Consider the following 26,120-nt stretch of genomic DNA (forward strand, 5'->3'; position numbering starts at 1 on the left):
AGCGCTGCACAGCCGAGCGCCAAGTTTGCCCTGCCTCTCTCACGAGTCCTCCCCTGACTTCGTCCCGTCGCACCTAGGCATATTCGCGGTGCCTGCGGCGCGTTCGCTGTCGCGTCTGAATGACACGCCCAGACCGATACCCTGCCAAATCGATCAGTATTTTTTACAATCGTTAATTTAATTGCACGAATATTGCAGGATTTCAAACACCCATAGCGATCTGTCACCCTTCTACCCACGGAGCCTTATCCATGTCGTTACGCCTGAAGCTCGCGCTGAGCTACCTGATTATTGGTCTGCTTCCGGTCCTGGCCATGGCTTTCACCGTGTACCACCAGGCCAGTCAGGCCCTGCAGGAGCAGACGCTGAATGCCCTGGAAGCCGTAGCGAATATCAAACAACAACAATTGCAGGACAACTGGCAATCCCGGCGTAATCAGCTCAATACGCTGGCCAGCAACCTCGGCGCCAGTTATCTCGGTTTGGACAGCCAGGCGCTGATCAGCGCCGCCAACTATGACCGGGCGATCTTCGAGAACTTCATTGAAACCTTCGGCTACCGCGAGCTGAAGTTGATCTCCCGCGAAGGCAAGGTGGTATTCAGCGTATTGCGCGGTGATGACTACCAGCAGAACCTCAACGACAGCCGCTGGCGCGAAACGCCCATGGCCCGCCTGGTCCTCCCCGGCCTGGCCAGCCAGCAGGCGCAGATCGGCGACCTAGCGGTCAACCCTCAGACCGGCGAGCCGAGCCAGTTCCTGGTGGCGCCGGTGCTCAGCGAGGGCGAGCTGCAGGCTTTGCTGATGCTGGAGTTACCCATTGCCCCACTGAACAGCGTGATGCAAACCCGCCAGGGTCTCGGCGAGGCGGGTGAAACCTACCTGGTCGGTGCCGACGGCCTGCTGCGTTCCGACTCGGTGCGCTTCACCGAACAGCAGGTCCTGCGCGGCGAGCGACAGGCTTCGCCACTGCTTGGCCAGGCCATCAGCCTGGCGCTGCAAGGCCAGCAGGGCCGCCTGAGCGAACCGGGGCTCGATGGCCTGCCCGCGCTCAAGGCCTTTGTCCCGCTGCAGGTCGGCGCGCAACGCTGGGCATTGATCGCCGAGATGGATCAAGCCCAGGCATTTGCCCCGGTACGCGAACTGATGTGGCAGGTGCTCCTGCTGGGTCTGGCGACCATCGCGGCAGTGCTGTTGGCCACCTGGCTGATCAGCCGCAGCGTGATGCGCCCGCTGGGCGGCGAACCGAGCAGTATGGCCGCCCTGGCGCGACGTCTGGCAGCCGGTGAGCTGCATATAACCAGCGGGGAGCAGAACCACAGCGGTTTGATGCAGGCCTTGCATGAGATGGCCGCCGCCTGGCGCGAGGTAATCGAACGCCTACGCCAAGCCAGCCAGGCGGTGGGTGATGCCAGCGGTGACATTCTCGGCGCCGCCGGACGCACCAGCAGCAGCCTCGATCAGCAGCAGGAAGCACTGGAAATGGTGGTCAGCGCGGTCGACCAGATGGCCGCAACAGTGCAGGAGATCGCCGCCAGTGCCAGCCAGAGCGCCGATGGCAGCGCCGCCGCCCGCGAGGCCTTCACCACCATGCAGGCCACCCTGCAACGCATGATCGGCCGCCAGGATCAACTCCTCGGCGGCTTGCGCCAGGCCGACCACGTGGTACAGGCGCTGGCCGGCGACAGCCAGCAGATCGGCTCGGTGCTGGAGGTAATCCGTGGCATCGCCGAACAGACCAACCTGCTCGCCCTCAACGCCGCCATCGAGGCCGCACGCGCCGGCGAACAGGGCCGCGGCTTTGCCGTGGTCGCCGACGAAGTGCGCAACCTGGCCATGCGCACCCGCACCGCCACCGAAGAGATCGTGCAGATCATCGGCGCGCTCGGCGACTCCTCCAGCGAGGCACTGACCAGCATGCAGGGTTCCACCGAGCAGGCCCGCGCCCTGGAAGACGAAACCCAAGCGGTGCTCGGCTCCCTGAACCACCTCGACGACTCGCTGCAGAGTGTGCATGCCCTGGCGTTCCAGATTGCTGCCGCCGCCGAGGAGCAAGCCTCGACCACCCAGGAGGTCAATCAGCACATGCATCGCCTGCACGCCATGACCGGAGAGAACCGGCAGACCGCCGCGCACACCCGCGACTGTGGCGAACACTTGCAGAAGGTAGCGGGAAGCCAGGAGCAATTGGTGGCGCATTTCCAGCTTTAGCCGTCGGGCGCAACCAGCCAGACGCGCGCTGCGCGCTGCAGATGACCGGTGAGGGTGGCCAGTAACTCACCGCCGCTGCGCCAGTGATGCCAGTACAGCGGTACGTCCAGCGGACGCTCGGGGATTATTTCGACTAACGCGCCGCTGGCCAGCTCTTGCTCGACCTGCAGCTCGGGCACCAGCCCCCAGCCAAAGCCCGCGCAGGCCAGGCGCACGAACCCCTCCGAAGACGGACACAGGTGGTGGGCGAAACCGCCTGGTACGCCCAGTCCGGTCAGGTAGCGATGCTGCAACAGATCGTCCGGGCCGAAGACAATCGCCGGAACCCGGGCCAGTTGCTGCGCCTCGACCCCGCGGGGGAAATGCCGAGCGATGAACGCCGGACTGGCCAGGGCGCGGTAACGCATAGCCCCCAGCGCCAGTGACCGCGCCCCTGCGACCGGGCGCTCGGCGGCACATACGCAAGCCGCCACTTCGCCCGCGCGCATGCGCTTGAGGCCGACGTCCTGATCCTCCACCACCAGATCCAGCAACACACCATGGTTGGCGCAAAAATCGCCCACCGCCTGTGCCCACCAGGTGGCCAGGCTATCGGCATTCAGCGCGATGCGCAGACGTTCGGGCAGCCCTCCTTCGTCCAGTGCCGGCACCTGCCCCTGCAGGTCGCGCTCCAATAGTCGTACCTGCTGCACATGGTTGAGCAGGCGCCGGCCGACGTCAGTCGGTACCGGGGGCGTCACCCGCACCAATACCGGCTGGCCGACCCGGGCCTCGAGCAGCTTGATCCGCTGCGACACGGCCGACTGCGACAACCCCAGCACCTGGGCGGCCCGCTCGAATCCGGCCTGCTCCACCACTGCGGCCAGGGCCGCCAACAACTTGTAGTCGAACAAATCAGTTTTCCTAATGATAGATCAGCATGATTTGTTTCTCTTATACAGCCACGCACAGCAGACTGGCTACCTCCCCACCACTCAAGGACATCCTCATGACCGGCGAGACTTCGCTCCCCACGCTACTGCGGAGCATGAGCCCAACCCTGAACGACGGCGACTACGTGTTCTGCTGCCTGGCAGATGCCACGCCACCGGCGGACCTGCAAGCGCTCGGCAGTTTCCGCGAGCGCGAGGGCCTGAGCCTGATCCTGCCGCGCCAGCAGGCCGAGCGGCTGGGCCTGGCATTCGACTATATCGCCGCCTGGATCACCCTCGAGGTGCACTCGGCGCTCAATGCGGTCGGCCTCACCGCCGCGGTGGCCAGCGCCCTGGCCGACCATGGCATCAGCTGCAACGTGATAGCCGGCTACCACCACGATCACCTGTTCGTCGCTAAAGCCGATGGCCAACGCGCCGTGGCAGTGCTGCAACAACTGGCCAAGCAGGCGGAGTGACAAGCATGTGGCAGAGCTATTTGAACGGACTGCTGATCGCCGCCGGCCTGATCATTGCCTTGGGCGCACAGAACGCTTTTGTCCTGGCACAGAGTTTGCGCCGAGAACATCACCTGCCGGTGGCGGTGCTCTGCGTGATATGCGATGCATTATTGGTCACCGCCGGGGTCTTTGGCCTGGCCAGTCTGTTGGCGCAGAACCCGACGCTGCTGGCCATTGCCCGTTGGGGCGGTGCGGCCTTTTTACTGTGGTTGGGCGTTCAGGCACTGCGTCGAGCGCTGCACCCGCAGGCCTTAAGCCTGGCCAGCCAAACCGGCCCGCGTTCACGCCGTGCGGTTCTGATGACGGCGCTGGCGGTGACGCTGCTGAACCCCCATGTGTACCTCGACACCGTACTGCTGATCGGCTCCCTCGGCGCGCAACAGGCGGCGCCCGGTGCCTACGCGCTGGGGGCGGCCAGTGCGTCGCTGATCTGGTTCTTCAGCCTGGCGCTCGGTGCCGCCTGGCTCGCGCCCTGGCTGGCGCGCCCGGCGACCTGGCGCCTGATCGATCTGGCGGTGGCCTTGATGATGTTTGCCGTAGCCGGGCAATTGCTGAGCAATCCCCCAGGCGCTTGAGCCTGCGCAGAGCTGCGTGCGAAAAGGCCCTGGCACCGGCTTTTCCACACAGTTGCTGCGTGGTTATGGCGCAGACCCGGTGCTATGATCTCGGGTCTGCGGCGCAAGGAGGATAAACTCCCGCCGCTAGTCTGGCCGCCCGTGATCGGCCTCGCGCTCAACGCACCTGCCCTGATTAGGAGATAAACCATGGCTTTCGAATTGCCGCCGCTGCCGTATGAGAAAAACGCCCTCGAGCCGCACATTTCCGCCGAGACCCTGGACTACCACCACGGCAAGCACCACAACACTTACGTGGTGAACCTGAACAACCTGGTGCCCGGTACCGAGTTCGAAGGCAAAACCCTGGAAGAAATCATCAAGACTTCCTCGGGCGGCGTCTTCAACAACGCGGCACAGATCTGGAATCACACCTTCTACTGGAACTGCCTGAGCCCGAACGGCGGCGGTCAGCCGCCTGGCGCCCTGGCCGATGCGATCAACGCGGCCTTCGGTTCCTTCGACAAGTTCAAGGAAGAGTTCAGCAAGACCTCCATCGGCACCTTCGGCTCCGGCTGGGGCTGGCTGGTGAAGAAAGCCGACGGTTCCCTGGCCCTGGCCAGCACCATCGGCGCGGGCTGCCCGCTGACCAGCGGTGACACTCCGTTGCTGACCTGCGACGTGTGGGAACACGCCTACTACATCGATTACCGCAATGCCCGTCCGAAGTACGTCGAGGCATTCTGGAACCTGGTCAACTGGGACTTCGTAGCCAAGAACTACGCAGCCTAAGACCTCCGATGCAAGTACGAAAAACCCGGCTTAGGCCGGGTTTTTCGCTATTGGCAGGTGCTGCGCCACTCGGCGCCCCGGGTGCGACCTGCTCAAGCGGCCGCTGGCCGTAATGAAAAAACCACTCAGCCAGGGACGCCTCATCGTCCTGATACAACCGCCCCTGCAACCACACTGACCAGAGCCCATTCATGAGCATCGACGCCAGCAACAGCTGCGGTTAGCTGAGTCGCGAACTGCGCAAGCTAACGCCCCCTGCATCCGTCGAGCGCAGTCGAGCGCGACCCTCGTCACTCGACAGGCTACCGCAAGGCCCTGTATCAAATGCTAAAGTGCCGAACGGTACTCAAGTCCGCGCCACGTTGCACCGACACACTGATACAAGGTCAACGCCAGCCGACACCCGCACTATTGCAGTGCAGCCGGTCGGCGAGAGCCCGATTGAAATAATGGCCCTTTGACGGCAACCGCGAGTTTGCTAATACTCACACCCGTCTGATGCCTCAGGTATCGAACAAGGAATCGTCACTTGAAGCTGGAACTCAAGCACAGCCTGTCCCTAAAACTACTGCGTGTCGTATTGCTCTCCGCCCTGGTCGTGGGCGTGGTATTGAGCTGTGCGCAAATTGTCTTCGACGTCTACAAGACCCGTCAGGCCGTGGACAACGATGCCAAACGCATTCTCGGCATGTTCCGTGACCCCTCGACCCAGGCGGTGTACAGCCTGGATCGTGAAATGGGCATGCAGGTCATCGAAGGTTTGTTCCAGCACGAGTCCGTGCGGGTAGCCGCCATCGGCCATCCCAACGAGCCGATGCTCGCGGAGAAATCGCGCAACCCGGTGCAACTGCCCACCCGCTGGCTGACCGACCCGATCCTCGGCCAGGAACAGCACTACACCACTAAATTGGTCGGCCGTGGCCCCTACAGCGAGTATTACGGCGACCTCAGCATCACCCTCGACACCGCCCCCTACGGCGAGGACTTCGTCACCAGCTCGGTGATCATCTTCATCTCCGGCGTGCTCCGCGCTCTGGCCATGGGCCTGGTGCTCTACCTGGTCTACCACTGGCTGCTGACCAAACCGCTGGCGAAAATCATCGAACACCTGAGCACCATCAACCCGGACCGGCCCAGCGAACACAAGTTGCCGATGCTCAAAGGCAACGAGAAGAACGAGCTCGGTCTATGGATCAATACCGCCAACCAGCTACTCTCCTCCATTGAGCGCAACACCCACCTGCGCCGTGAGGCGGAAAACAGCCTGCAGCGCCTGGCCCAGTACGACTTTCTCACCGGCCTGCCGAACCGCCAGCAACTGCAGCAGCAACTCGATCAGATCCTGGAGGACGGCAGTCGCCTGCAGCGACGGGTCGCGGTGCTCTGCGTGGGCCTGGACGACTTCAAGGGGGTCAACGAACAGTTCAGCTACCAGACCGGGGACCAGCTGCTGCTAGCCCTGTCTGACCGCCTGCGCAGCCACAGCGGCCGTCTTGGCGCCCTGGCGCGATTAGGCGGCGACCAGTTTGCCCTGATCCAGGCCAACATCGAGCAACCCTACGAGGCCGCGGAACTGGCCCAGAGCGTGCTGGACGACCTGGAAACACCGTTCATGCTCGATGGCCAGGAAGTGCAGCTACGCGCCACCATCGGCATCACCCTGTTCCCGGAAGATGGCGACAGCACCGAGAAGTTGCTGCAGAAAGCCGAACAGACCATGACCCTGGCCAAGAACCGCTCGCGCAACCGCTACCAGTTCTATATCGCCAGCGTCGACAGCGAAATGCGCCGGCGCCGGGAGTTGGAGAAGGATCTGCGCGAAGCCCTGACCCAGAATCAGCTGTACCTGGTCTATCAACCACAAGTCAGTTACCGCGATCATCGGGTAGTCGGCGTCGAGGCGCTGTTACGCTGGCAGCACCCACAGCATGGCCTGGTCCCGCCGGACCTATTCATTCCGTTGGCCGAGCAGAACGGCAGCATCATCGCCATCGGCGAGTGGATTCTCGACCAGGCCTGCCGCCAATTGCGCGAGTGGCTCGACCAGGGCTTCACTGGCATGCGCATGGCCATCAACCTGTCGACCGTGCAATTGCACCACGCCGAACTCCCGCGCGTGGTCAACAACCTGATGCAAGCCTATCGCCTACCGCCGCGTAGCCTCGAGCTGGAAGTCACCGAAACCGGCCTGATGGAAGACATCAGCACCGCCACCCAGCACCTGCTCAGCCTGCGGCGCTCCGGCGCGCTGATCGCCATCGACGACTTCGGCACCGGTTACTCCTCGTTGAGTTACCTGAAGAGCCTGCCGCTGGACAAGATCAAGATCGACAAGAGCTTCGTCCAGGACCTGCTGGAGGACGATGACGACGCCACCATCGTGCGTGCCATCATCCAGCTCGGTAAGAACCTGGGCATGCAGGTGATCGCCGAGGGCGTGGAAACGGTCGAGCAAGAGACCTACATCATTGCCCAGGGCTGCCACGAAGGTCAGGGCTATTTCTACAGCAAACCGCTGCCAGCCCGCGAACTGACCCTATACCTCAAACAGGCCCGACGCCTCAGCATCGAAACCAACTCCGCCATGTTGTAACGGCCAATACAGAACAGCCCGCTACTCGGCGGGCTGTTGATTTTCGCAGACCCGGCCACCCCACTTGCGCGTCGCAGGCCAGCACAGCCCTAGCGCTTGGTCGCCTGTTACTTCACCCCAGCAACCAGGCCGCAGCCAAGGCCCCAGCCAGACATAGCACGGCACCGCCGGCAGCCTGCCAATAGAACTGCCGCGCCAACTCATCCTCCCCCGCGCACGAGAGGATAAAGGGCGCGGCTTCGCGCGGTTGGCCCAGCTGATGCTGCGCAGGCCGCTGGCTCTGTTGACGGTGGCGATCTTCAGCCTCAAGTTGCGCGGCCAGACGCACACGACCCCATTCCTGCTGGTCGAGCTGACCATTGTTATCGCTGTCGAAGCGCTGCAGCAAACCGGCGAAATCACCCTTCCACTCGCGGATCACCGCACCCTGCGCCGTGCTCAGGTCTAGCCCCTGGCGGCCACCGCCGCTGCTGCGAAAATCGCCAATGGCATACAGTGGCTGCCCGGCATGCAGACGTTCCTCGGTGTAGCGATAACGCTTGCCACTGCCCAGCAACCCCAGCCAGCCGCTACTCGCCGGCCCGCGTGGATGGCGCAGGTGGCCCTGCCACACCTCGCGCGTAGAGGGGCGCACTTCGGCACCGCGCGGGTTGATCAAACAATGACCGGTGCCATCGTCCAGCAGCAGCCAACTCTCGCAACTACCACTTTCCAGGGCCCGCCAGCTGCGTTTCTTGTCATCGTCCTGGTACTCCTCGATCTTGAAACGCCACCACAGGCAGGGTTTTCCGCTCAGCGGCGCGACGATCACGCTGCCCGGCTGCGACTGCAACACGCCGTAGAACTCGGCATAGCCCTGGGCCGCCGAGCGGATTTTCGAGGTCGGTGTATCCAGCAAGCGCCGTGCCTGAGCCAAACGTCGCAGGCACCACCAGCCACCGCCAACCATTGCGCCGACGCTGAGCGCCAGACCGATCAGCAACCCTTCGATCGCCACGGCTCAGCCGAACAGGGCTTTGAGGTCGACGTCGGCCTTTTCCGCCTCGCTGAACTCCAGCAACTGCGCCGGTTTGAAGCTAAAGGCCCGAGCCAGCAACACATCGGGAAACTGCTCGATGCGCACGTTATTGAGGTTGACCGCCTCGTTGTACAGCTCGCGGCGGTCGGCGATGCCATATTCCAATCCACTGATGCGCTGCTGCAGGTGCTGGAAACTGTCGTTGGCTTTCAACTGTGGGTAATTCTCGGCCAGCGCGAACAGCTGCCCGAGACCAGCACGCAGGCCGCTTTCGGCCTGGCCGAGGGCGCCGATATCGCTCTTCTCACGGGCACTGGACACGGCCTGACGCGCGGCGATCACCCGTTCCAGGGTGGTGCGTTCATGCAGCATGTACTGCTTGCAGGTCTCGACCAGTTTGGGCAGCTCTTCGTGCCGCTGCTTGAGCAACACATCGATATTGGCCCACGCTTTGCTCACGCCATGCTTCAAGCGCACCAGGCCGTTGTAGAGGATCACCGCGTAGGCGGCGGCGAGAATCAGAACCACGAGAACGGCGACACTGGTCAGGCTCATGCAGGTTTCTCCATCACGACTGCAGGGTTGAGAGGCGGCATTCTAGTGGCAGCAGGCCATCCAAGCCGAGAAATTGCGCACGCTCCACCCAGCAATTCCATCACGGCCCTTTACACATAATGCAAATCTTTCGCATTATGGTAGCGTTTTACAGGTACTGCCGAGTGCCTCTCTCACTTACCTCGCAAAGGATTTCGTCATGATTCGTATGCCCCTGGCCTCCGCCAGCCTGCTGGCTATCGCCATTTCTCTCGCCGGTTGCGGCGAAGAAAAGACCGCCGCCACCCAGACCACGGCGTCCGTCGCCACTACCGCCAGCGCCCCGGCAGCCTCTGCGAGCCAATTCGACGAAACCGCCGCCAGCGCAGTAGTCACCCATTACGCCGACCTCGCCCTGGCGGTGTTCAGCGACGCGGCCAGCACTGGCAAAACCCTGCAAAGCGCCATCGACGCGCTGCTCGCGCAGCCTAATGACGACACCCTGAAAGCCGCTCGCGAAGCCTGGCTGGCGGCTCGCGCACCCTATATGCAGAGCGAAGTGTTCCGTTTCGGCAACGCCGTGGTGGATGACTGGGAAGGCCAACTGAATGCCTGGCCACTGGATGAAGGCTTGATCGACTACGTTGCGAGCGATTACCAGCATGCCCTGGGCAACCCCGGCGCCAGCGCCAATATCATCGCCAACAGCGAGATCCAGGTGGGTGAAGACACCCTCGACGTGAGCACTATCACCCCCGAGACCCTGGCCAGCCTGAACGAACTGGGTGGCTCCGAAGCCAACGTCGCCACCGGCTACCACGCCATCGAGTTCCTGCTCTGGGGCCAGGATCTGAACGGCAGCAACCCAGGTGCAGGCGAGCGTCCGGCAACTGACTTCGTCGTCGGCGAGGGTGCCACCGGCGGCCACAACGAGCGCCGCCGCGCCTACCTGAAGGCCGCCGTTGACCTGCTGGTCACCGATCTGGACGAGATGGTTGGCCAGTGGCAGCCCGGCGTAGCCGACAACTACCGCGCCAGCCTGGAAGCCGACTCGGCGGCAAACGGCCTGCGCAAGATGCTCTTCGGCATGGGCAGCCTGTCCCTCGGCGAGCTTGCGGGCGAGCGCATGAAGGTGGCTCTGGAAGCCAACTCCACCGAAGACGAGCAGGACTGCTTCAGCGACAACACCCACAACTCGCATTTCTACGACGCCAAAGGCGTACGCAACGTCTACCTGGGCGAGTACCGCAAGGTCGACGGCAGCACGCTGAAAGGCCCAAGCCTGTCTTCGCTGGTGGCCAAGGCGGACGCCCAGGCCGACGCGACCTTGCAAGCCGACCTGCAAGCCACCGAAGGCACGCTGCAAGCCATGGTCGACAGCGCCAACAGTGGTCAGCATTTCGATCAATTGATCGCGGCTGACAACAGCGCCGGCCAGCAGATCGTCCGCAACGCCATCGCCGCGCTGGTCAAGCAGACCGGTGCCATCGAGCAAGTTGCCGGTAAGCTGGGCATCGGTGACCTCAACCCGGACACCGCCGACCACCAGTTCTAAGCAACCCTCGCCTAACGCCGATGCCTGTCTGGGCATCGGCTTTTTTATGCCTGCGACCTTTTGCCATATCGCTAACGCAAATCCGTCTTATTTAAATTCAGCCAAACTGATAAGCTTGCTCGCCTCGAAATTGCTGTCGCGGATATTTGTCGATGCTTGCGCTGTCTCGTCGCCTGCTGCCCCTTCTGGCCTTGGCCCTGGCTGCCTGTGACCAGGCGCCGCGCTTCACCCAGGCCGAACCAGGCGAAGCCCTTTCCGCCGGTAGCGCCACGGTATTCAAGCGCGACCACAACGCCTTCTCGCTGCCCTCGGCAAATCTCTCTCCGCTGCGCCGTCTGGACTTCAGCGTCGGTAACAGCTTCTTCCGCAACCCCTGGGTTATCGCCCCCTCGACCACCATCGCACGCGACGGCCTGGGCCCTCTGTTCAACACCAATGCCTGCCAGAACTGTCATATCAAGGACGGTCGCGGCCACCCGCCTGGCCCGGGCGCGCTCAGCGCCGCCTCCATGCTGGTACGCCTGTCGGTGCCGGCCACAGTCGAGCACACCGAAACGCTGCAACGTCTCGGCGTGGTTCCCGAACCGAATTACGGCGGTCAGTTGCAGGACATGGCCAACCCTGGCGTTCCCCCCGAAGGCAAGGTGCGCATCAGCTACAGCCCGCTCGCCGTGCACTTCGCCGACGGCAGCCAGGTCGAGCTGCGCCAGCCGACGCTGCAAATCAGCCAGTTAGGCTACGGCCCCATGCACCCGCAGACCTTATTCTCCGCGCGGGTCGCCCCGCCGATGATCGGCCTCGGCCTGCTCGAAGCCATTCCCGAAAGCGCACTGTTGGCTCATGCCGACCCGGACGACGCCGACGAGGATGGTATTTCCGGACGGCCCAATCGGGTCTGGGACGATGTGCGGGAAAAGACCGTACTCGGGCGCTTCGGCTGGAAGGCGGGACAACCCAACCTGAACCAGCAGAACGCGCACGCCTTTGCCGGTGACATGGGTTTGACCAGCAGCCTGATGGCAAGCGATGACTGCACGGCATGGCAAACCGCATGTCGTAAGGCGGTCAACGGCGGCGAACCCGAAGTCAGCCAAGAGCTGCTCGCCAGCGTGCTGTTCTACACCCGTAACCTGGCCGTGCCGGCCCGCCGCGATGTCGACTCGGCGCAGGTCCTGAATGGCAAGGGCCTGTTCCACCAGGCCGGCTGCCAGAAATGCCATGCACCTAGCTTCACCACCGCCGCCGAGGCAGCCGAACCCGAACTGGCCAAGCAATTGATCCGCCCCTACAGCGACCTGCTGCTGCACGACATGGGCGAGGGCCTGGCCGATAATCGCGAAGAGTTCCTGGCCAGCGGCCGCGAGTGGCGTACCCCACCGCTGTGGGGCATCGGTCTGACCGAGGCGGTCAACGGTCATACCCAGTTCCTGCATGACGGCCGCGCGCGTAATCTGCTGGAGGCCATTCTCTGGCACGGCGGCGAAGCCGAAGCGGCCAAGCAACAGGTCCTCACCTTCACTGCCGAAGAGCGCAGCGCGCTCTTGGCGTTCTTGAACTCGCTGTAAGGAGCCACGCATGATTCGTTCGCCACTTACCCTCGCCCTGCTGGGCCTGGCGCTCAGCGCCTGTACCCCCACCGACCCGCAGCAGCAAATCAGCACAGCCCTGACCGATGGCGTGCTGCTGCCGGCTTACAGCACCTGGGTTGAGGCCGACCGGCAATTGGCCGCCAGCGGTCAGGCCTTCTGTGCCGGCGAGCAAACAGTGGCCGAAGCACGTCAGGCCTTCGTCACCGCGCAAAGTGCCTGGTCCGCACTGCAACCCCTGCTCATCGGCCCTCTGGCTGAGGGCAACCGCGCCTGGCAGGTGCAGTTCTGGCCGGACAAGAAAAACCTGGTGGCGCGTCAGGTCGAAGGCCTGATCAAGAGCAAGCCACAGCTGAGCCCGGCCGACCTGGATAAATCCAGCGTGGTCGTCCAAGGTCTGACCGCCTATGAATACGTGCTGTTCGATCCGGCCATCGACCTCGGCGAAACCGCGCAGAAAACCCGTTACTGCCCGCTGATCGTGGCCATCGGTCAGCACCAGCAAGCGCTGGCGAGCGACATCCTCAGCCAGTGGCAGGCCGCAGACGGCATGGCCGCCCAGCTGAAAAACTTCCCGAACACCCGCTTCGCCGACGCCCCGGAAGCCGTGGCTGAGTTGCTGCGCACGCAGGTCAACGCCCTCGATGGTCTGAAAAAGAAACTCGGCACCCCACTCGGCCGGCAGACCAAGGGCACACCACAGCCTTACCAGGCCGAAGCCTGGCGCAGCAACGCCAGCCTGGCCAATCTGGCCGCCAGCCTGGCCAGCGCCGAACGGATCTGGCTCGGCGCCGAACAAGATGGCATCCAGAGCCTGCTGACTCAGGAACAGAGCGAGCTGGGACAGCGCATCGACGCCGCCTACACCGACACGCGCCAGCGCCTCGCGGCCCTGCAACGGCCATTGAGCGAGCTGCTTGGCGATGACAACGGACGAGCCGAGCTGAATGCGTTGTACGACAGCCTGGGCACCCTGCATCGCCTGCATGAGGCCGAGCTGGCAAAAAGTCTCGGCATCCAGCTGGGCTTCAACTCCCACGATGGTGACTAGCGCGTGACCATGAAGCGTAGAGCCTTTATCGGCCTTGCGGCCGCGACGCTAGCCGCCAGCGCCTTGGGTGGCTGGACACTGGCCCAGCATGGCCAGCAGCCGCTGCTCCTGTCCGCGCGCAACGACGCTGCCGGTAAGCACTATGTAGTAGGGTTCCGCCTGGACGGCAGCCAGGTCTTCGCTACCCGGGTCGACGAGCGCTGCCACGATGTGGTGGCGCACCCGAGCCTGTCGCTGGCGCTGTTCGTCGGCCGCCGGCCCAGTACCCAGAGCTATCTGATCGACACCCGCGATGGCCGCCTGCTGCAAACCCTGCACTCACCGCCCCAGCGGCACTTCTACGGCCACGCGGTATTCCACGCCAGCGGCGATTGGCTGTACGCCACCGAAAACGATACCTCCGACCCCGGTCGTGGGGTGATTGGCGTCTATCGCCTGGAGGGCCAGCGGCTGCGACGCGACGCTGAGTTGTCGAGCCACGGCCTCGGCCCCCACCAACTGCTGTGGCTGCCCGATGGCGAAACCCTGGTGGTGGCCAACGGCGGTATCCGCACTGAGGCCGACAGCCGGGTGGAAATGAACCTCGACAGCATGGAATCCAGCCTGGTCCTGCTCAAGCGTGACGGCACACTGCTCAGCAAAGAGCAGCTAGCCGAACCCATGAACAGCGTGCGCCACCTCGCGGTCGCCAGCGACGGCACGGTTGTCAGCGGCCAGCAATACATGGGTGAAGCCGGCGACACGGTACCCCTGCTGGCCATCAAGCGCCCCGGACAAGCTTTTCAGCCCTTCCCCCTGGCCGAGGCGCAACGCCTGGCGATGCACCAGTACACCGCCAGCGTGGCGATCCACAGCGAGCTTCGCCTGCTGGCACTGACCGCGCCGCGCGGCAACCGGGTGTTCATCTGGGACCTGGACAGTGCCGAGCTACGCATGGACGCCGCGCTACCCGACTGCGCCGGCGTCGGCGCGATAGCCGAGGGCTTCGTGGTCAGCTCCGGCATTGGCCGCTGTCGCCGCTATGATTGCCGCGGCGAGCGCATTCTGACCCAGCCGTTGCAGCTGCCGGCAGGCCTGTGGGACAACCATCTGCGCCTCGCCTAATCAGTCTTTTCAACAACTTACGTGCAACAAGAGCAAACCTACGCTCAAGAACAGGGGCGCGGCGCCGACATCTTGCCTAACAGTACCCCGCGCCGCGTTCGCCTCACACGGAAGTCATAACGCCTCGATAACCTGACGGCTCGGGTACTGACTTCCTTCGGCACGATGAGGCATAGACCATGTTAAAAAGCTCACTACGCGCACAGATTCTCACCCTGCTGGGCAGCAGCCTGCTGCTGGTTCTGTTGGTCGCGCTGGCCAGCTTCAGTTTTCTCTCCAATGGCATCGACTCGTACCGCGGACTGGTCAACGGTACATTGCACGCGTCACGACTGGTGGACAGTGCCAACGTCGAATTCAAAACCCAGGTCCAGGAATGGAAGAACGTCCTGTTGCGCGGCAAGAATCCGGCTGACCTGGATAAGTACTGGGGGCGTTTCCAGGCTCAGGAAAGCACGGTTCAGGCTGTGCTGGGGCAACTGATCGCGGTCGCCGAGAGCCAACAGATTGTCGGACTGAAAAGCCAGGTCGAGCAACTGCGCAACGAGCACCAGAGCATGGGCCGTGCCTATCGCCAGGGCTACGACGCCTTTGTCGCGGCGGGCGCCGACCCGACCGCTGGCGATGCAGCGGTCAAAGGCATCGACCGGGCGGCCAGCGAACAGATGAGCGCATTGGTGCAACAGCTCGGCGAACAAGGCCTGACACAGTCGGCGACGATCAGCGCCGCGGCCGACCGCACACTGCAAATCGGTTTTGCGGTGATGCTGCTGTCCAGCCTGGCCGTGGGACTGTTCAGCCTATGGCTGATCAACCGCAGCCTGATCAATCCGATCCGCGAGCTGATCAAGCACATTACCCAGCTGAGCCGCGGCAACTTCGGCCAACAGGTCGATACCAGCCGTCAAGACGAGCTCGGTCACCTGGCGGTTGCCGCCAATACCTTGCGCGACTTTCTCGCCGATACCTTCACCCGCTTGCAGCGCAGCACAGCTAATCTGGACAGCGCCAGCGGCGACCTGAACACCATTGCCACCCTGATGGCGCAAGGCACCCGCGAGCAATTCTCGCGCACCGACCAAGTGGCCACGGCAATGAACCAGATGTCCGCCACCGCCCAGGAAGTCGCGCGTCACGCCGCCGAAGCAGCCGGCGCGGCAGACGACGCCGACCGCTCCTCACAGCAAGGCGGGCAGGTCATGCAGTCGACCATCAGTTCTATCACTGCTATGCGCGGTGAGATTGCCAACACCGCCGAGGTGATCCGCCGCCTGGAAACGGACAGCGGGCGCATCGGCAAGGTACTCGAAGTGATCCGCGGCATTGCCGACCAGACCAATCTGCTGGCCCTCAACGCCGCCATCGAGGCCGCACGCGCCGGCGAAGCCGGCCGTGGTTTCGCCGTGGTCGCCGATGAAGTGCGTACCCTGGCCCAGCGCACCGCCGAGTCCACTGCCGAGATTCACCAGATCATCGACACGGTGCAGACCGGCGCGGTAAATGCCGTGCGCGCCATCGAAAGCGGCCAGAGCCGCAGTGATGAGGGCGTCGAGCAGGTGACCGAGGCCGGAGTCATGCTGCAGCGCATAACCCAAGCAGTGGAGGCGATTCGCGACATGAATCGGCAGATCGCCACGGCTGCCGAAGAGCAGACCTCGGTAGCCGAAGACATTTCGCGCAACCTCACCGAAATCACCGCAATCGCCACCACCAACCAGGAAAATGTCCAGCGTACCGAAGTCGCCAGCCAGAACCTCAACGAACTGTCCAGCCAACTCAGCGAAGTCACCCGACGTCTGAGCGCGTAACCCCCGCCACTGCCCCCGCTCACGGGGGCAGTATCCCTGCGTCTCCAGCGCCGCCTGTACCCGCCTCCCTCACGCTTATCTGCGCGCACGCCCCCCCCTCCTGTCACTCGCCTCGAACCTGCGACGAAGCGCCGGCATGCAGACTCAAGGCCACTGGCTGACCAGGCATTTCAGCAGCAAAATAGTGCTCGGAAATTTCTCGATAAAGCGCCGTTTTGACTTGTTTCGGCCAGGGTACTAAGGTGCTTTCCTTGCCTATTCCCAGGCCCCCATTTGTCTTGCCAAGGAACCGGAATATGTTGCTCCGCCGCATGCTGATCATGCTGGGCGTCGTAGCCCTCGTGGTGCTCGCCCTCGCCGCCTATAAAGGCTGGTCCATTTACCAACAGGTCCAACAGTTCTCGCAGCCGCAACCGGCTATCAGCGTGGCCGCAGATCAGGCCGTGGAACGTCCGTGGCAGAGCCGCTTGCCGGCCATCGGCACACTCAAAGCCTTCCAGGGCATTGACCTGACCGTGGAAGTCGGTGGCATTGTCCGCGAAGTATTGTTCAACTCTGGCGAAAAGGTCGCACGCGACCAGCCGCTGCTGCAGATGGACAGCGAGGTCGAGCGGGCCATCCTGGCGACCTCAGAAGCCGAAAGAGGCCTGGCCCGTGTCGAGTTCGAACGCGGACGCAGCCTGGTCAGCCGGCAGAACATTTCCAAGAGCGCCTTCGACAGCCTCTCCGCCGAGTTGCAAAAGGCCAACGCCAGCGTCGCCCAGCTGCAAGCGCAACTGGCGAAGAAACGCATCCTCGCACCCTTCGCCGGCACCATCGGCATCCGCCAGGTGGACCTCGGCGACTACCTGTCGCCCGGCACTCCCATCGCCACCCTGCAGGACCTGTCCAGGCTCTACGTCGACTTTTTCCTGCCCGAGCAGGTCGTGCCGCAACTGACCGTCGGCGAGCATGTGCGCTTCAGCGTCACGGCCTACCCGGGCGAAGTGTTCGAGGGACAGATTGCCGCGATCAATCCCAAGGTCGAAGAGACTACGCGCAACGTCCAGGTACGCGCCCAGCTGGATAATCCCGACGACAAACTGCTACCGGGCATGTTCGCCAACCTGGAGGTCCTCCTGCCGGGTGAGAGCAGTCGGGTCGTGGTGCCGGAAACCGCTATCACCTACACCCTCTACGGCAACTCGGTTTACGTAATAGGGGAGAAAACAGACCCGGACGGCCAGGAGGGCAAAGATCAGCAGGGACAAGCCCAACTCGTCGTGGAACGTCGCTTCGTCGAAACCGGTGAACGCCGTGAGGGGCAAGTGGTGATCCTCAAGGGCTTGCAGGCCGGCGAGCGGGTAGTCACCGCCGGCCAGCTCAAGCTGGATAACGGCGCCCACGTCACTCTCGCCGAAGCCCCGGTCAATACAGCCAATACAGCCAATACAGCCAGCCAGCCCAGTGTCGCGCAATAAGCCGACACGGGCGTAAAGGAACTTACCTATGGCTTTTACCGATCCCTTCATCCGCCGGCCGGTGCTGGCGACCGTGGTCAGCCTGCTGATCATCCTGCTTGGCCTGCAGGCCTTCAGCAAACTGACCATCCGCCAATACCCGCAGCTGGAAAACGCCCTGATCACGGTGACCACCGCCTACCCCGGGGCCAACGCCGAAACCATTCAGGGCTACATCACCCAGCCACTGCAGCAGAGCCTGGCCAGTGCCGACGGCATCGATTACATGACCTCGGTCAGTCGGCAGAACGTGTCGATCATCTCCATCTACGCGCGCATCGGCGCCGACAGCGACCGTTTGTTCACCGAACTGCTGGCCAAGGCCAACGAGGTGAAGAACCAGCTGCCGCAGGATGCCGAAGACCCGGTGCTGTCCAAGGAGGCCGCCGACGCCTCGGCGCTGATGTACATCAGCTTCTACAGCGAGCAGCTGTCCAATCCGCAGATCACCGACTACCTGTCGCGGGTCATTCAGCCCAAGCTGGCCACTCTGCCCGGCATGGCCGAGGCGGAAATTCTCGGCAATCAGGTGTTCGCCATGCGTCTGTGGCTCGACCCGGTGAAGCTGGCGGCCTATGGCGTCACCGCCAGTGACGTCAACGACGCCGTGCGCGAGTACAACTTCCTCGCCGCCGCCGGCGAAGTGAAGGGCGAATATGTGGTCACCAGCATCAACGCCGAAACCGACCTGAAATCCGCCGAAGCCTTCGCCGCCATCCCGCTGAAAACCGTCGGTGACAGCCGGGTACTGATTCGCGACGTGGCACGGGTGGAGATGGGCGCGGAGAACTACGACTCGGTCAGTTCGTTCGATGGCATTCCTTCGGTGTATATCGGCGTTAAGGGCACGCCGGGCGCCAACCCGCTGGACGTGATCAAGGAAGTACGCAGGCTCATGCCGGAGCTGGAAGCCCAGCTGCCGCCCAATCTCAAGGTCTCCATCGCCTACGACGCCACGCTGTTTATCCAGGCCTCGATCGACGAGGTGGTGAAGACCCTGTTCGAGGCAGTGCTGATCGTTATCGTAGTGGTGTTCCTGTTCCTCGGCGCGCTGCGCTCGGTGCTGATTCCGGTGATCACTATTCCGCTGTCGATGATCGGCGTGTTGTTCTTCATGCAGCTGATGGGCTACTCGATCAATCTGCTGACCTTGCTGGCCATGGTACTGGCCATCGGTCTGGTGGTGGACGACGCCATCGTCGTGGTGGAGAACATCCACCGGCATATCGAAGAAGGCAAGACGCCGTTCGATGCCGCCATCGAAGGCGCACGCGAGATCGCCGTGCCGGTGGTGTCGATGACCATCACCCTGGCCGCGGTCTACGCGCCGATCGGCTTCCTCGAAGGCCTCACCGGCGCGCTGTTCAAGGAGTTCGCCCTGACCCTGGCCGGCGCCGTGATCATCTCCGGTATCGTCGCCCTGACGCTGTCGCCGATGATGTGTGCCAAGCTGCTGCGCCACGACGAGAACCCCTCAGGACTGGCGCACCGCCTCGACCTGATCTTCGATAAACTCAAGCGCCGCTACCAGCGCGCCCTGCACGGCACCCTGGAGACGCGCCCGGTGGTCGTGGTGTTCGCCCTCATCGTCATGGCGCTGATTCCCGTGCTGCTCAACTTCACCCAGAGTGAACTGGCGCCAGAGGAAGACCAGGGGATCATCTTCATGATGGCCAGCGCCCCACAACCGACCAACATCGAGTACCTGAACAAGTACACCGATGAGTTCGTGGCGATCTTCAAGGAGTTCCCCGAGTACTACTCGTCGTTCCAGATCAACGGTTTCAACGGCGTGCAGTCGGGTATTGGCGGCTTCCTGCTGTCACCGTGGAACGACCGCGAACGCACCCAGATGGAACTGCTCCCCGAGGTGCAGGGGCGCCTGGCGCAGATACCCGGCCTGCAGATCTTCGGCTTCAATCTGCCCTCCCTGCCCGGCACCGGCCAGGGCCTGCCCTTCCAGTTCGTGATCAACACGCCCAACGACTACGAGTCGCTGTTGCAGGTGACGGAGAAGATCAAGCAGCGCGCACTGGAGTCGGGCAAATTCGCCTTCCTCGACATCGACCTGGCCTTCGACAAGCCGGAAGTGGTGGTCGAGATCGATAGGCAGAAAGCCGCGCAGATGGACGTGTCGATGCAGGACCTCGGCTCGACTCTGGCCAGCCTGCTCGGCGAGGGCGAGATCAACCGCTTCACCATCGAAGGCCGCAGCTACAAGGTAATCGCCCAGGTCGAACGTGCCTACCGTGACAACCCGGGCTGGCTCGGCAGTTATTACGTGAAGAGCAAGAGCGGCGAGATGCTGCCCCTGTCGACCCTGATCACGGTCAGCGACCGCGCCCGACCGACTCAGCTGAACCAGTTCCAGCAGCTCAACTCGGCAATCATCCAGGGCGTGCCGATTGTCAGCATGGGCGAAGCCATTGACACCCTGCAGCAGATCGCCGTCGAGGAAGCGCCACAGGGCTATGCCTTCGACTACGCCGGCGCCGCGCGCCAGTTCGTGCAGGAAGGCAGCGCGCTGTACCTGACCTTCGGTCTGGCGTTGGCGCTGATCTTCCTGGTGCTGGCCGCGCAGTTCGAGAGCTTCCGCGATCCGCTGGTGATTCTGGTGACCGTGCCGCTGTCGATCTGTGGCGCGCTGATCCCGTTGTTCCTCGGCCTGTCCAGCATGAACATCTACACCCAGGTCGGGCTGGTCACACTGATCGGCCTGATCACCAAGCATGGGATTCTGATCGTCGAGTTCGCCAATCAACTGCGCCGCGAGAAAGGCTTGTCGCGCCGCGCCGCCGTCGAGGAGGCCGCGTCGATTCGCCTGCGCCCGGTGCTGATGACCACCGCCGCCATGGTCTTCGGCATGGTCCCGTTGATTCTCGCTAGCGGTGCCGGTGCGGTCAGTCGCTTCGACATTGGCCTGGTGATCGCCACCGGCATGTCGGTGGGTACCCTGTTCACCCTGTTCGTCTTGCCGTGCGTGTACAGCTTGTTGGCCAAGCCCGATCCGCAACCGACTGGGCAACTTGCCGCCGAACACTGAGCCGCCACCATGAAAAAGCCCCGCAACTCAGCGGGGCTTTTTTTGGCCTGGGTACTCACCTCAGCCCTGAGGCCCCATGCCCTGGGACAGACCGAACATGAACAACAACAGGTCCTGGTCCGGCCGTAACTGCGGGGCCAACTGCGCCTGTGGCGGCAGCGGGCAGTAGCCGAGGCCGTTGTGGGTCAAAACCTCCACGCCGGGCTCTTGCCAGGCGGCCACCGCGAGCGAGGCAACGCCGAGCGCTGCGACAAGAAACAAACTTCGTGCGATTTCTAGCTTCATTACTGCAACCTCTTGATAGCGCTGCCAAACGCTGTTTGCTAACCCTAGATCACTGAGTACCACAGCGTCGATTTCAGCGACGAACGGCAACGCCTACAGCTGATTCGTCGACTACTCGGCCAGCAGCCGTGTTGTGCACGCTCACCGAGTGCTCGCGAATGCCAGCAGGCTTGGAACAACACCGCACTCAAATAGTTCCGCCGACTCCCCCACAGACATGCCATGGCGTATCGGCGCACCAGATAGCGGCGCCGCAGTAACACCCAACAGTCAACCATGTACCCGGTTAGGTCGTCGCCTTACCGCAGCACGGAGCAGACCCTGGCCAGCAGAATGTCGCCGTAAATAAGCCAGCAAACCCCTAGCCCTCAGCGGATATCCACGTGCCAGAACGCCTATCAGTGAAACCAATAGCCCGACGAGCGGACGCTGACGCAACTCAAATCAGCCCAACTACGTGCAACAACCCGATAACGCTGAAATAGTTAAGCAAGTGGCGTACCCGACTTCCCACATACAACCCCGGACACAAAGAGCGGACATAAAAAAACCCCGCGGCAAGCGCGGGGTTTTTTAGTACAGCTCAGGGAGCCGGGTGGCTTACATCATACCGCCCATACCGCCCATGCCGCCCATGCCACCCATATCAGGCATGGCTGGCGCTTTGTCATCAGCCACTTCGGCGATCATCGCTTCGGTGGTGATCATCAGGCTGGCGATGGAAGCTGCTGCCTGCAGAGCCGAACGGGTCACTTTGGCCGGATCGAGAATACCCATCTCGATCATGTCGCCGTAGACGCCAGTTGCAGCGTTGTAGCCATAGTTGCCCGAACCTTGCTTGACCTTGTCAACCACGACGCTCGGCTCATCGCCAGCGTTGGCGACGATCTGGCGCATCGGCGCCTCTACAGCGCGGCGCAGCAGAGCAATACCGACGTCCTGGTCGTCATTCTCGCCCTTCAGGCCTTCGATGGCTTGCAGAGCACGTACCAGGGCAACACCGCCGCCAGGTACAACGCCTTCTTCGACGGCAGCACGGGTGGCGTGCAGGGCGTCTTCAACGCGGGCTTTCTTCTCTTTCATTTCGACTTCGGTGCCAGCACCGACCTTGATCACGGCAACACCGCCAGCCAGTTTGGCCAGACGCTCTTGCAGCTTCTCTTTGTCGTAATCCGAAGAGGTGTCTTCGATCTGCTTACGGATCTGCAGAACGCGCGATTCGATATCGGCGTGAACACCAGCACCGTCGATGACGGTGGTATTTTCCTTGCTCAGGATCACACGCTTGGCGTTACCCAGGTGCTCCAAAGTCGCGCTTTCCAGGCTCAGGCCGATTTCTTCGGAAATCACGGTACCGCCGGTCAGAACGGCGATGTCCTGCAGCATGGCCTTACGGCGATCACCGAAGCCGGGTGCCTTGACGGCAGCGACTTTGACGATGCCACGCATGTTGTTCACCACCAGAGTCGCCAGGGCTTCGCCCTCGACGTCTTCGGCGACGATCAGCAGCGGACGGCCAGCTTTGGCGACAGCTTCCAGCACCGGCAGCATTTCGCGGATGTTGGAGATCTTCTTGTCGACCAGCAGGATCAGCGGGCTTTCCAGCTCGGCGACCATGGTGTCCGGCTTGTTGATGAAGTACGGGGACAGGTAGCCACGGTCGAACTGCATGCCTTCAACAACCGACAGCTCGTTTTCCAGGCCCGAACCTTCTTCAACGGTGATCACGCCTTCTTTACCGACTTTTTCCATGGCTTCGGCAATGATGTCGCCGATGGAGCTGTCGGAGTTGGCGGAGATGGTGCCGACCTGAGCGATGGCCTTGGTGTCAGCGCATGGCTTGGACAGGGCCTTGATCTCTTTGACGATGGCGATGGTCGCCTTGTCGATGCCGCGCTTCAGGTCCATCGGGTTCATGCCGGCAGCGACGGCTTTCAGGCCTTCGTTGACGATCGACTGCGCCAGAACGGTAGCGGTGGTGGTGCCGTCGCCAGCGTCGTCGTTGGCACGCGAAGCAACGTCTTTAACCAGCTGAGCGCCCATGTTCTCGAAGCGATCTTTCAGCTCGATTTCTTTGGCAACGGAAACGCCGTCCTTGGTGATGGTCGGAGCGCCGTAGCTCTTCTCGATGATCACGTTGCGGCCTTTCGGGCCGAGGGTCGCTTTTACCGCGTCGGCCAGGACGTTTACACCGGCCAGCATTTTCTTACGGGCGGAGTCGCCGAATTTGACTTCTTTAGCAGCCATGGAATTTGATCCTCAATTCTTTACGGTTAAACGGAAATTCGCGGGAATCAGGCTTCGACGACAGCGAGAATTTCGCTTTCGCCCATCACCAGCAGGTCTTCGCCGTCAACCTTGACGGTGTTGCTGCCGGAGTAAGGGCCGAATACCACTTTGTCACCGACCTTGACGGCCAGCGCACGGACTTCGCCGTTGTCCAGCACGCGACCGGTGCCCACAGCGACGATTTCGCCCTGATTCGGCTTTTCGGCAGCGGAACCCGGCAGCACGATGCCGCCTGCGGTTTTGGTTTCTTCTTCGCTGCGACGGATCACGACGCGGTCATGCAGAGGACGAAGCTTCATTGTCGATCTCTCCCAATAGGTTGGTTACATCGGCTGGTGTCTTCACCAGCGGGTTAGCAAAATCCGGCAGTGCCGGTTGCGCTGTGCCAGGCACAACGCTGAAGTCTGTTCTGTCGAATCCGACAGAAAACCTTGCGGTGACCGCTACATAAGGGCGCACAAGGGGATTTCAAGGGTAAAGGGTGATTTTTTTTAGCCGCGTTAGCCCCCGTTCCTGGTGCAGTGGCGGCCGCCACCAGGCGCGCAGACACAACGGGGCAACACACCGAAGTCGAACGGGGCTCAAGCAAGTTGCGGCTAGTCGCGACGCTCGTATTCACCTTCCAGTACATTCGGCCGGGTCTGACCTGAGCGTGCGGCCAGATCATCGGCAAAGGCCCGCTGGCGCATGGCCTGTTCCTGGGCGCGCTGGCGCACCTTGCTAACCAACAAGCGGCGGGTGAAGGGAATCAGACAGAGCACACCGAAGATGTCGCTGATAAAGCCCGGCAACAACAACAAGCCTCCGCCGATTGCGATAAACAGGCCCTCGATCACTTCTTGCTCGGGCAGCTCGCCACGGGCCAGCTTCTCCCGGGCGCGCCAAGCGGTGGCCACGCCCGCAATCCGCAGTAACACGCTGCCGAGAATTGCCGTACCTATCACCAGCAGCAGAGTGGGCAGCACGCCAATCGCACTGCCAACCTTGATCAGCAATGCCAGTTCGATGACCGGGAACAGCAGAAACAACAACAGGAAAACACGCATCAAAACATCCTTCGCGGAAGAAAGGCTTCCAATAAGAGTGAGATAGGGTGCATTGCGCTTAATTCAAGGCGCAACACCGCCGCTGGTCGGCCAAGTCTCTGCGCGAGCCAGCTGCACCAAGGCTTGGCGCACCTCGCCAGGACTGTTACAGAATGTTGGAAAGGCCAGCCAGTGCAGGCCCTGACCGATACGCAGGTGAAACCCTTCGTGGTCTATGCCCGCCAGTTGCGCTGGCAGGTGCGTCGGCAGGCCGGCCAACGCGACGTAATGCGCGATGGCACTGACGTGGTCAGCGTTCATATGCTCGAGCATGGCCACTTCCGGCTCGCCGGCAAACTCATTGGCCAGCGCCACCTGATCGAGCCAGTGAATCGCGCCGAACCCACCGATATAGCGCCAACGTACCGGCTCCAGCCGCCAGAAATCGAAATCATGGGCACGATGGTAGTTTTGCGACTCGGGAAAATAGCGGTAATAGCGCGCGGCCGCCGCTTCGATAGCGGCCTCGTCACACAACTGTCGCGCTTCGGCGAGCAGAGTGAGGCGGCCGACCGCCTGCACATCCGCGGCCCCACGCTCACCAACCAGCAGTGAGCATTTACTGTCCAGCTTGAGATTATGGGTGTGTTGGGCGATACGGCTGATCAGGATCAGCGGCCAGCCCTGAGCATCCAGGCAGTAAGGCACCACCGATCCGAAAGGAAAGCCCGGCATGGCTTTCGAGTGGGTGGAGAGCACTCCACGGTATTCCTTGAGTAGCAATTCTCGGGCATGCTTGCCGGCTTTCACGCTCACCTTATGACTCCTCGCAAAGAATCCGTCATAAACGGACAGGCGCCTAGAATAGCGATTTCAGCTCGCCAGCGGGGCAATACGAACCACATTGAGGGGCTACGCGATGCATCTGCAAGACAAAGTCATCATCATCACCGGCGGCTGTCAGGGCCTGGGTCGCGCCATGGGCGAATACCTGGCGGGCAAAGGCGTCAAACTGGCACTGGTCGACCTGAACCAGGACAAACTCGACGAAGCCGTGGCCGCCTGTCAGGCCCTTGGCGCCGAGGCCCGCGCCTACCTGTGCAACGTCGCCAATGAAGAGCAGGTGACCCACACCATCGCCCAGATCGCCGAGGATTTCGGCGCCATCAATGGCCTGGTGAACAACGCCGGCATTTTGCGCGATGGTCTGACCATCAAGGTGAAGGATGGCGAGATAAACAAGATGAGCCTGGCCCAGTGGCAGGCGGTAATCGACGTCAACCTGACCGGCGTATTCCTCTGCACCCGCGAAGTGGCGGCGAAGATGATCGAGCTGAAGAATGAAGGCGCGATCGTCAACATCTCCTCGATCTCCCGCGCCGGCAACATGGGCCAGGCCAACTACTCCGCGGCCAAGGCCGGCGTCGCCGCCGACACCGTAGTCTGGGCCAAAGAGCTGGCCCGTTACGGCATCCGCGTCGCTGGCGTAGCGCCGGGCTTCATCGAGACCGAGATGACGCTCAGCATGAAGCCTGAAGCCCTGGAGAAGATGACCGCCGGCATTCCTCTGCGGCGCATGGGCAAACCGGCCGAGATCGCCCATTCGGTGGCCTATATCCTGGAAAACGACTACTACACGGGTCGCATCCTCGAGCTGGACGGTGGCCTGCGCCTGTAGGCACGCCACTGACCCAGAAAAAAGCCCTGCATATGCAGGGCTTTTTTCTGGGTGCAAACCGACC

General features: G+C 62.5%; 21 protein-coding genes. 13 read left to right on the forward strand and 8 right to left on the reverse strand.

From position 1 onward, the window contains the following. The first annotated feature begins 251 nt into the window (after positions 1 to 251). Positions 252 to 2,210, forward strand: a complete 1,959-nt coding sequence (locus TMS3_RS18520; RefSeq protein ID WP_025166786.1) for a methyl-accepting chemotaxis protein — start codon at positions 252 to 254, stop codon at positions 2,208 to 2,210. Here the strand turns inward: TMS3_RS18520 and TMS3_RS18525 are convergent. Beyond that, positions 2,207 to 3,103, reverse strand: a complete 897-nt coding sequence (locus TMS3_RS18525; protein ID WP_025166787.1) for a LysR family transcriptional regulator ArgP — start codon at positions 3,101 to 3,103, stop codon at positions 2,207 to 2,209. The two genes, TMS3_RS18520 and TMS3_RS18525, sit on opposite strands and share 4 nt — an antisense overlap. A 95-nt stretch (positions 3,104 to 3,198) precedes the next feature. Here TMS3_RS18525 and TMS3_RS18530 point away from each other — a divergent pair, with 95 nt between their 5' ends. The 4 genes from TMS3_RS18530 (at position 3,199) to TMS3_RS18545 (ending at position 7,581) form a co-directional block, all read left to right on the forward strand. After that, a complete protein-coding gene (locus TMS3_RS18530; protein WP_025166788.1) occupies positions 3,199 to 3,600 on the forward strand; it encodes an ACT domain-containing protein in 402 nt (133 codons plus the stop codon). 5 nt (positions 3,601 to 3,605) lie between these two features. Further along, on the forward strand, positions 3,606 to 4,217 hold the full coding sequence (locus TMS3_RS18535; protein ID WP_025166789.1) for a LysE/ArgO family amino acid transporter: 612 nt from the start codon (positions 3,606 to 3,608) through the stop codon (positions 4,215 to 4,217). A gap of 189 nt (positions 4,218 to 4,406) precedes the next feature. Then, on the forward strand, positions 4,407 to 4,988 hold the full coding sequence (gene sodB, locus TMS3_RS18540) for a superoxide dismutase [Fe] (protein ID WP_025166790.1): 582 nt from the start codon (positions 4,407 to 4,409) through the stop codon (positions 4,986 to 4,988). A 529-nt stretch (positions 4,989 to 5,517) separates the two neighbouring features. After that, the gene (locus TMS3_RS18545; protein WP_025166791.1) at positions 5,518 to 7,581 is read left to right on the forward strand and encodes a putative bifunctional diguanylate cyclase/phosphodiesterase; all 2,064 of its coding nucleotides are present in this window, start codon (positions 5,518 to 5,520) and stop codon (positions 7,579 to 7,581) included. 112 nt (positions 7,582 to 7,693) lie between these two features. Here TMS3_RS18545 and TMS3_RS18550 read toward each other — a convergent pair whose 3' ends face one another. Together TMS3_RS18550 and TMS3_RS18555 are read right to left on the reverse strand one after the other, a co-directional pair. Further along, a complete protein-coding gene (locus tag TMS3_RS18550) occupies positions 7,694 to 8,530 on the reverse strand; it encodes a GIDE domain-containing protein (protein ID WP_051394270.1) in 837 nt (278 codons plus the stop codon). 51 nt (positions 8,531 to 8,581) lie between these two features. Continuing rightward, on the reverse strand, positions 8,582 to 9,154 hold the full coding sequence (locus TMS3_RS18555) for a LemA family protein (protein WP_025166792.1): 573 nt from the start codon (positions 9,152 to 9,154) through the stop codon (positions 8,582 to 8,584). A 199-nt stretch (positions 9,155 to 9,353) separates the two neighbouring features. Here TMS3_RS18555 and TMS3_RS18560 point away from each other — a divergent pair, with 199 nt between their 5' ends. The 7 genes from TMS3_RS18560 to TMS3_RS18590 all read left to right on the forward strand — a co-directional run bounded on the left by TMS3_RS18560 (position 9,354) and on the right by TMS3_RS18590 (position 20,779). Beyond that, entirely contained in the window at positions 9,354 to 10,688 is a 1,335-nt protein-coding gene (locus TMS3_RS18560) for an imelysin family protein (protein ID WP_025166793.1), read from the forward strand. A 152-nt stretch (positions 10,689 to 10,840) separates the two neighbouring features. Then, entirely contained in the window at positions 10,841 to 12,253 is a 1,413-nt protein-coding gene (locus tag TMS3_RS18565) for a di-heme oxidoreductase family protein (protein WP_025166794.1), read from the forward strand. Between the two features lie 10 nt (positions 12,254 to 12,263). After that, positions 12,264 to 13,325 (forward strand): imelysin family protein, encoded by a 1,062-nt coding sequence (locus tag TMS3_RS18570; RefSeq protein ID WP_025166795.1) that lies wholly within the window; start codon positions 12,264 to 12,266, stop codon positions 13,323 to 13,325. A 9-nt stretch (positions 13,326 to 13,334) separates the two neighbouring features. Then, a complete protein-coding gene (locus tag TMS3_RS18575; RefSeq protein WP_025166796.1) occupies positions 13,335 to 14,429 on the forward strand; it encodes a DUF1513 domain-containing protein in 1,095 nt (364 codons plus the stop codon). Between the two features lie 179 nt (positions 14,430 to 14,608). Beyond that, a complete protein-coding gene (locus TMS3_RS18580; RefSeq protein ID WP_025166797.1) occupies positions 14,609 to 16,237 on the forward strand; it encodes a methyl-accepting chemotaxis protein in 1,629 nt (542 codons plus the stop codon). A 296-nt stretch (positions 16,238 to 16,533) separates the two neighbouring features. Beyond that, the gene (locus tag TMS3_RS18585) at positions 16,534 to 17,697 is read left to right on the forward strand and encodes an efflux RND transporter periplasmic adaptor subunit (RefSeq protein WP_025166798.1); all 1,164 of its coding nucleotides are present in this window, start codon (positions 16,534 to 16,536) and stop codon (positions 17,695 to 17,697) included. 28 nt (positions 17,698 to 17,725) lie between these two features. Then, positions 17,726 to 20,779 (forward strand): multidrug efflux RND transporter permease subunit, encoded by a 3,054-nt coding sequence (locus TMS3_RS18590; RefSeq protein ID WP_025166799.1) that lies wholly within the window; start codon positions 17,726 to 17,728, stop codon positions 20,777 to 20,779. Between the two features lie 60 nt (positions 20,780 to 20,839). Here TMS3_RS18590 and TMS3_RS18595 read toward each other — a convergent pair whose 3' ends face one another. The 5 genes from TMS3_RS18595 to TMS3_RS18615 form a co-directional block, all read right to left on the reverse strand. After that, positions 20,840 to 21,064 carry a hypothetical protein gene (locus TMS3_RS18595; protein WP_025166800.1) on the reverse strand — a complete coding sequence of 75 codons (225 nt, stop codon included), beginning with the start codon at positions 21,062 to 21,064 and terminating at the stop codon, positions 20,840 to 20,842. 600 nt (positions 21,065 to 21,664) lie between these two features. After that, a complete protein-coding gene (gene groL / locus TMS3_RS18600) occupies positions 21,665 to 23,311 on the reverse strand; it encodes a chaperonin GroEL (RefSeq protein ID WP_025166801.1) in 1,647 nt (548 codons plus the stop codon). A 47-nt stretch (positions 23,312 to 23,358) separates the two neighbouring features. Next, positions 23,359 to 23,652, reverse strand: coding sequence for a co-chaperone GroES (locus TMS3_RS18605; RefSeq protein WP_010486228.1), 294 nt, complete (start codon positions 23,650 to 23,652; stop codon positions 23,359 to 23,361). Positions 23,653 to 23,949: 297 nt separating this feature from the next. Beyond that, on the reverse strand, positions 23,950 to 24,399 hold the full coding sequence (locus tag TMS3_RS18610) for an FxsA family protein (RefSeq protein WP_025166802.1): 450 nt from the start codon (positions 24,397 to 24,399) through the stop codon (positions 23,950 to 23,952). A gap of 63 nt (positions 24,400 to 24,462) precedes the next feature. Continuing rightward, positions 24,463 to 25,194 (reverse strand): HugZ family pyridoxamine 5'-phosphate oxidase, encoded by a 732-nt coding sequence (locus tag TMS3_RS18615; protein WP_025166803.1) that lies wholly within the window; start codon positions 25,192 to 25,194, stop codon positions 24,463 to 24,465. 103 nt (positions 25,195 to 25,297) lie between these two features. Between TMS3_RS18615 and TMS3_RS18620 the strand changes: the two genes are divergently transcribed. Then, positions 25,298 to 26,056 (forward strand): SDR family oxidoreductase, encoded by a 759-nt coding sequence (locus TMS3_RS18620; protein WP_025166804.1) that lies wholly within the window; start codon positions 25,298 to 25,300, stop codon positions 26,054 to 26,056. The last annotated feature ends 64 nt before the right edge of the window (positions 26,057 to 26,120 follow it).

It is taken from the genome of Pseudomonas taeanensis MS-3, from assembly GCF_000498575.2.
In the GTDB taxonomy this organism is placed as follows: domain Bacteria; phylum Pseudomonadota; class Gammaproteobacteria; order Pseudomonadales; family Pseudomonadaceae; genus Aquipseudomonas; species Aquipseudomonas taeanensis.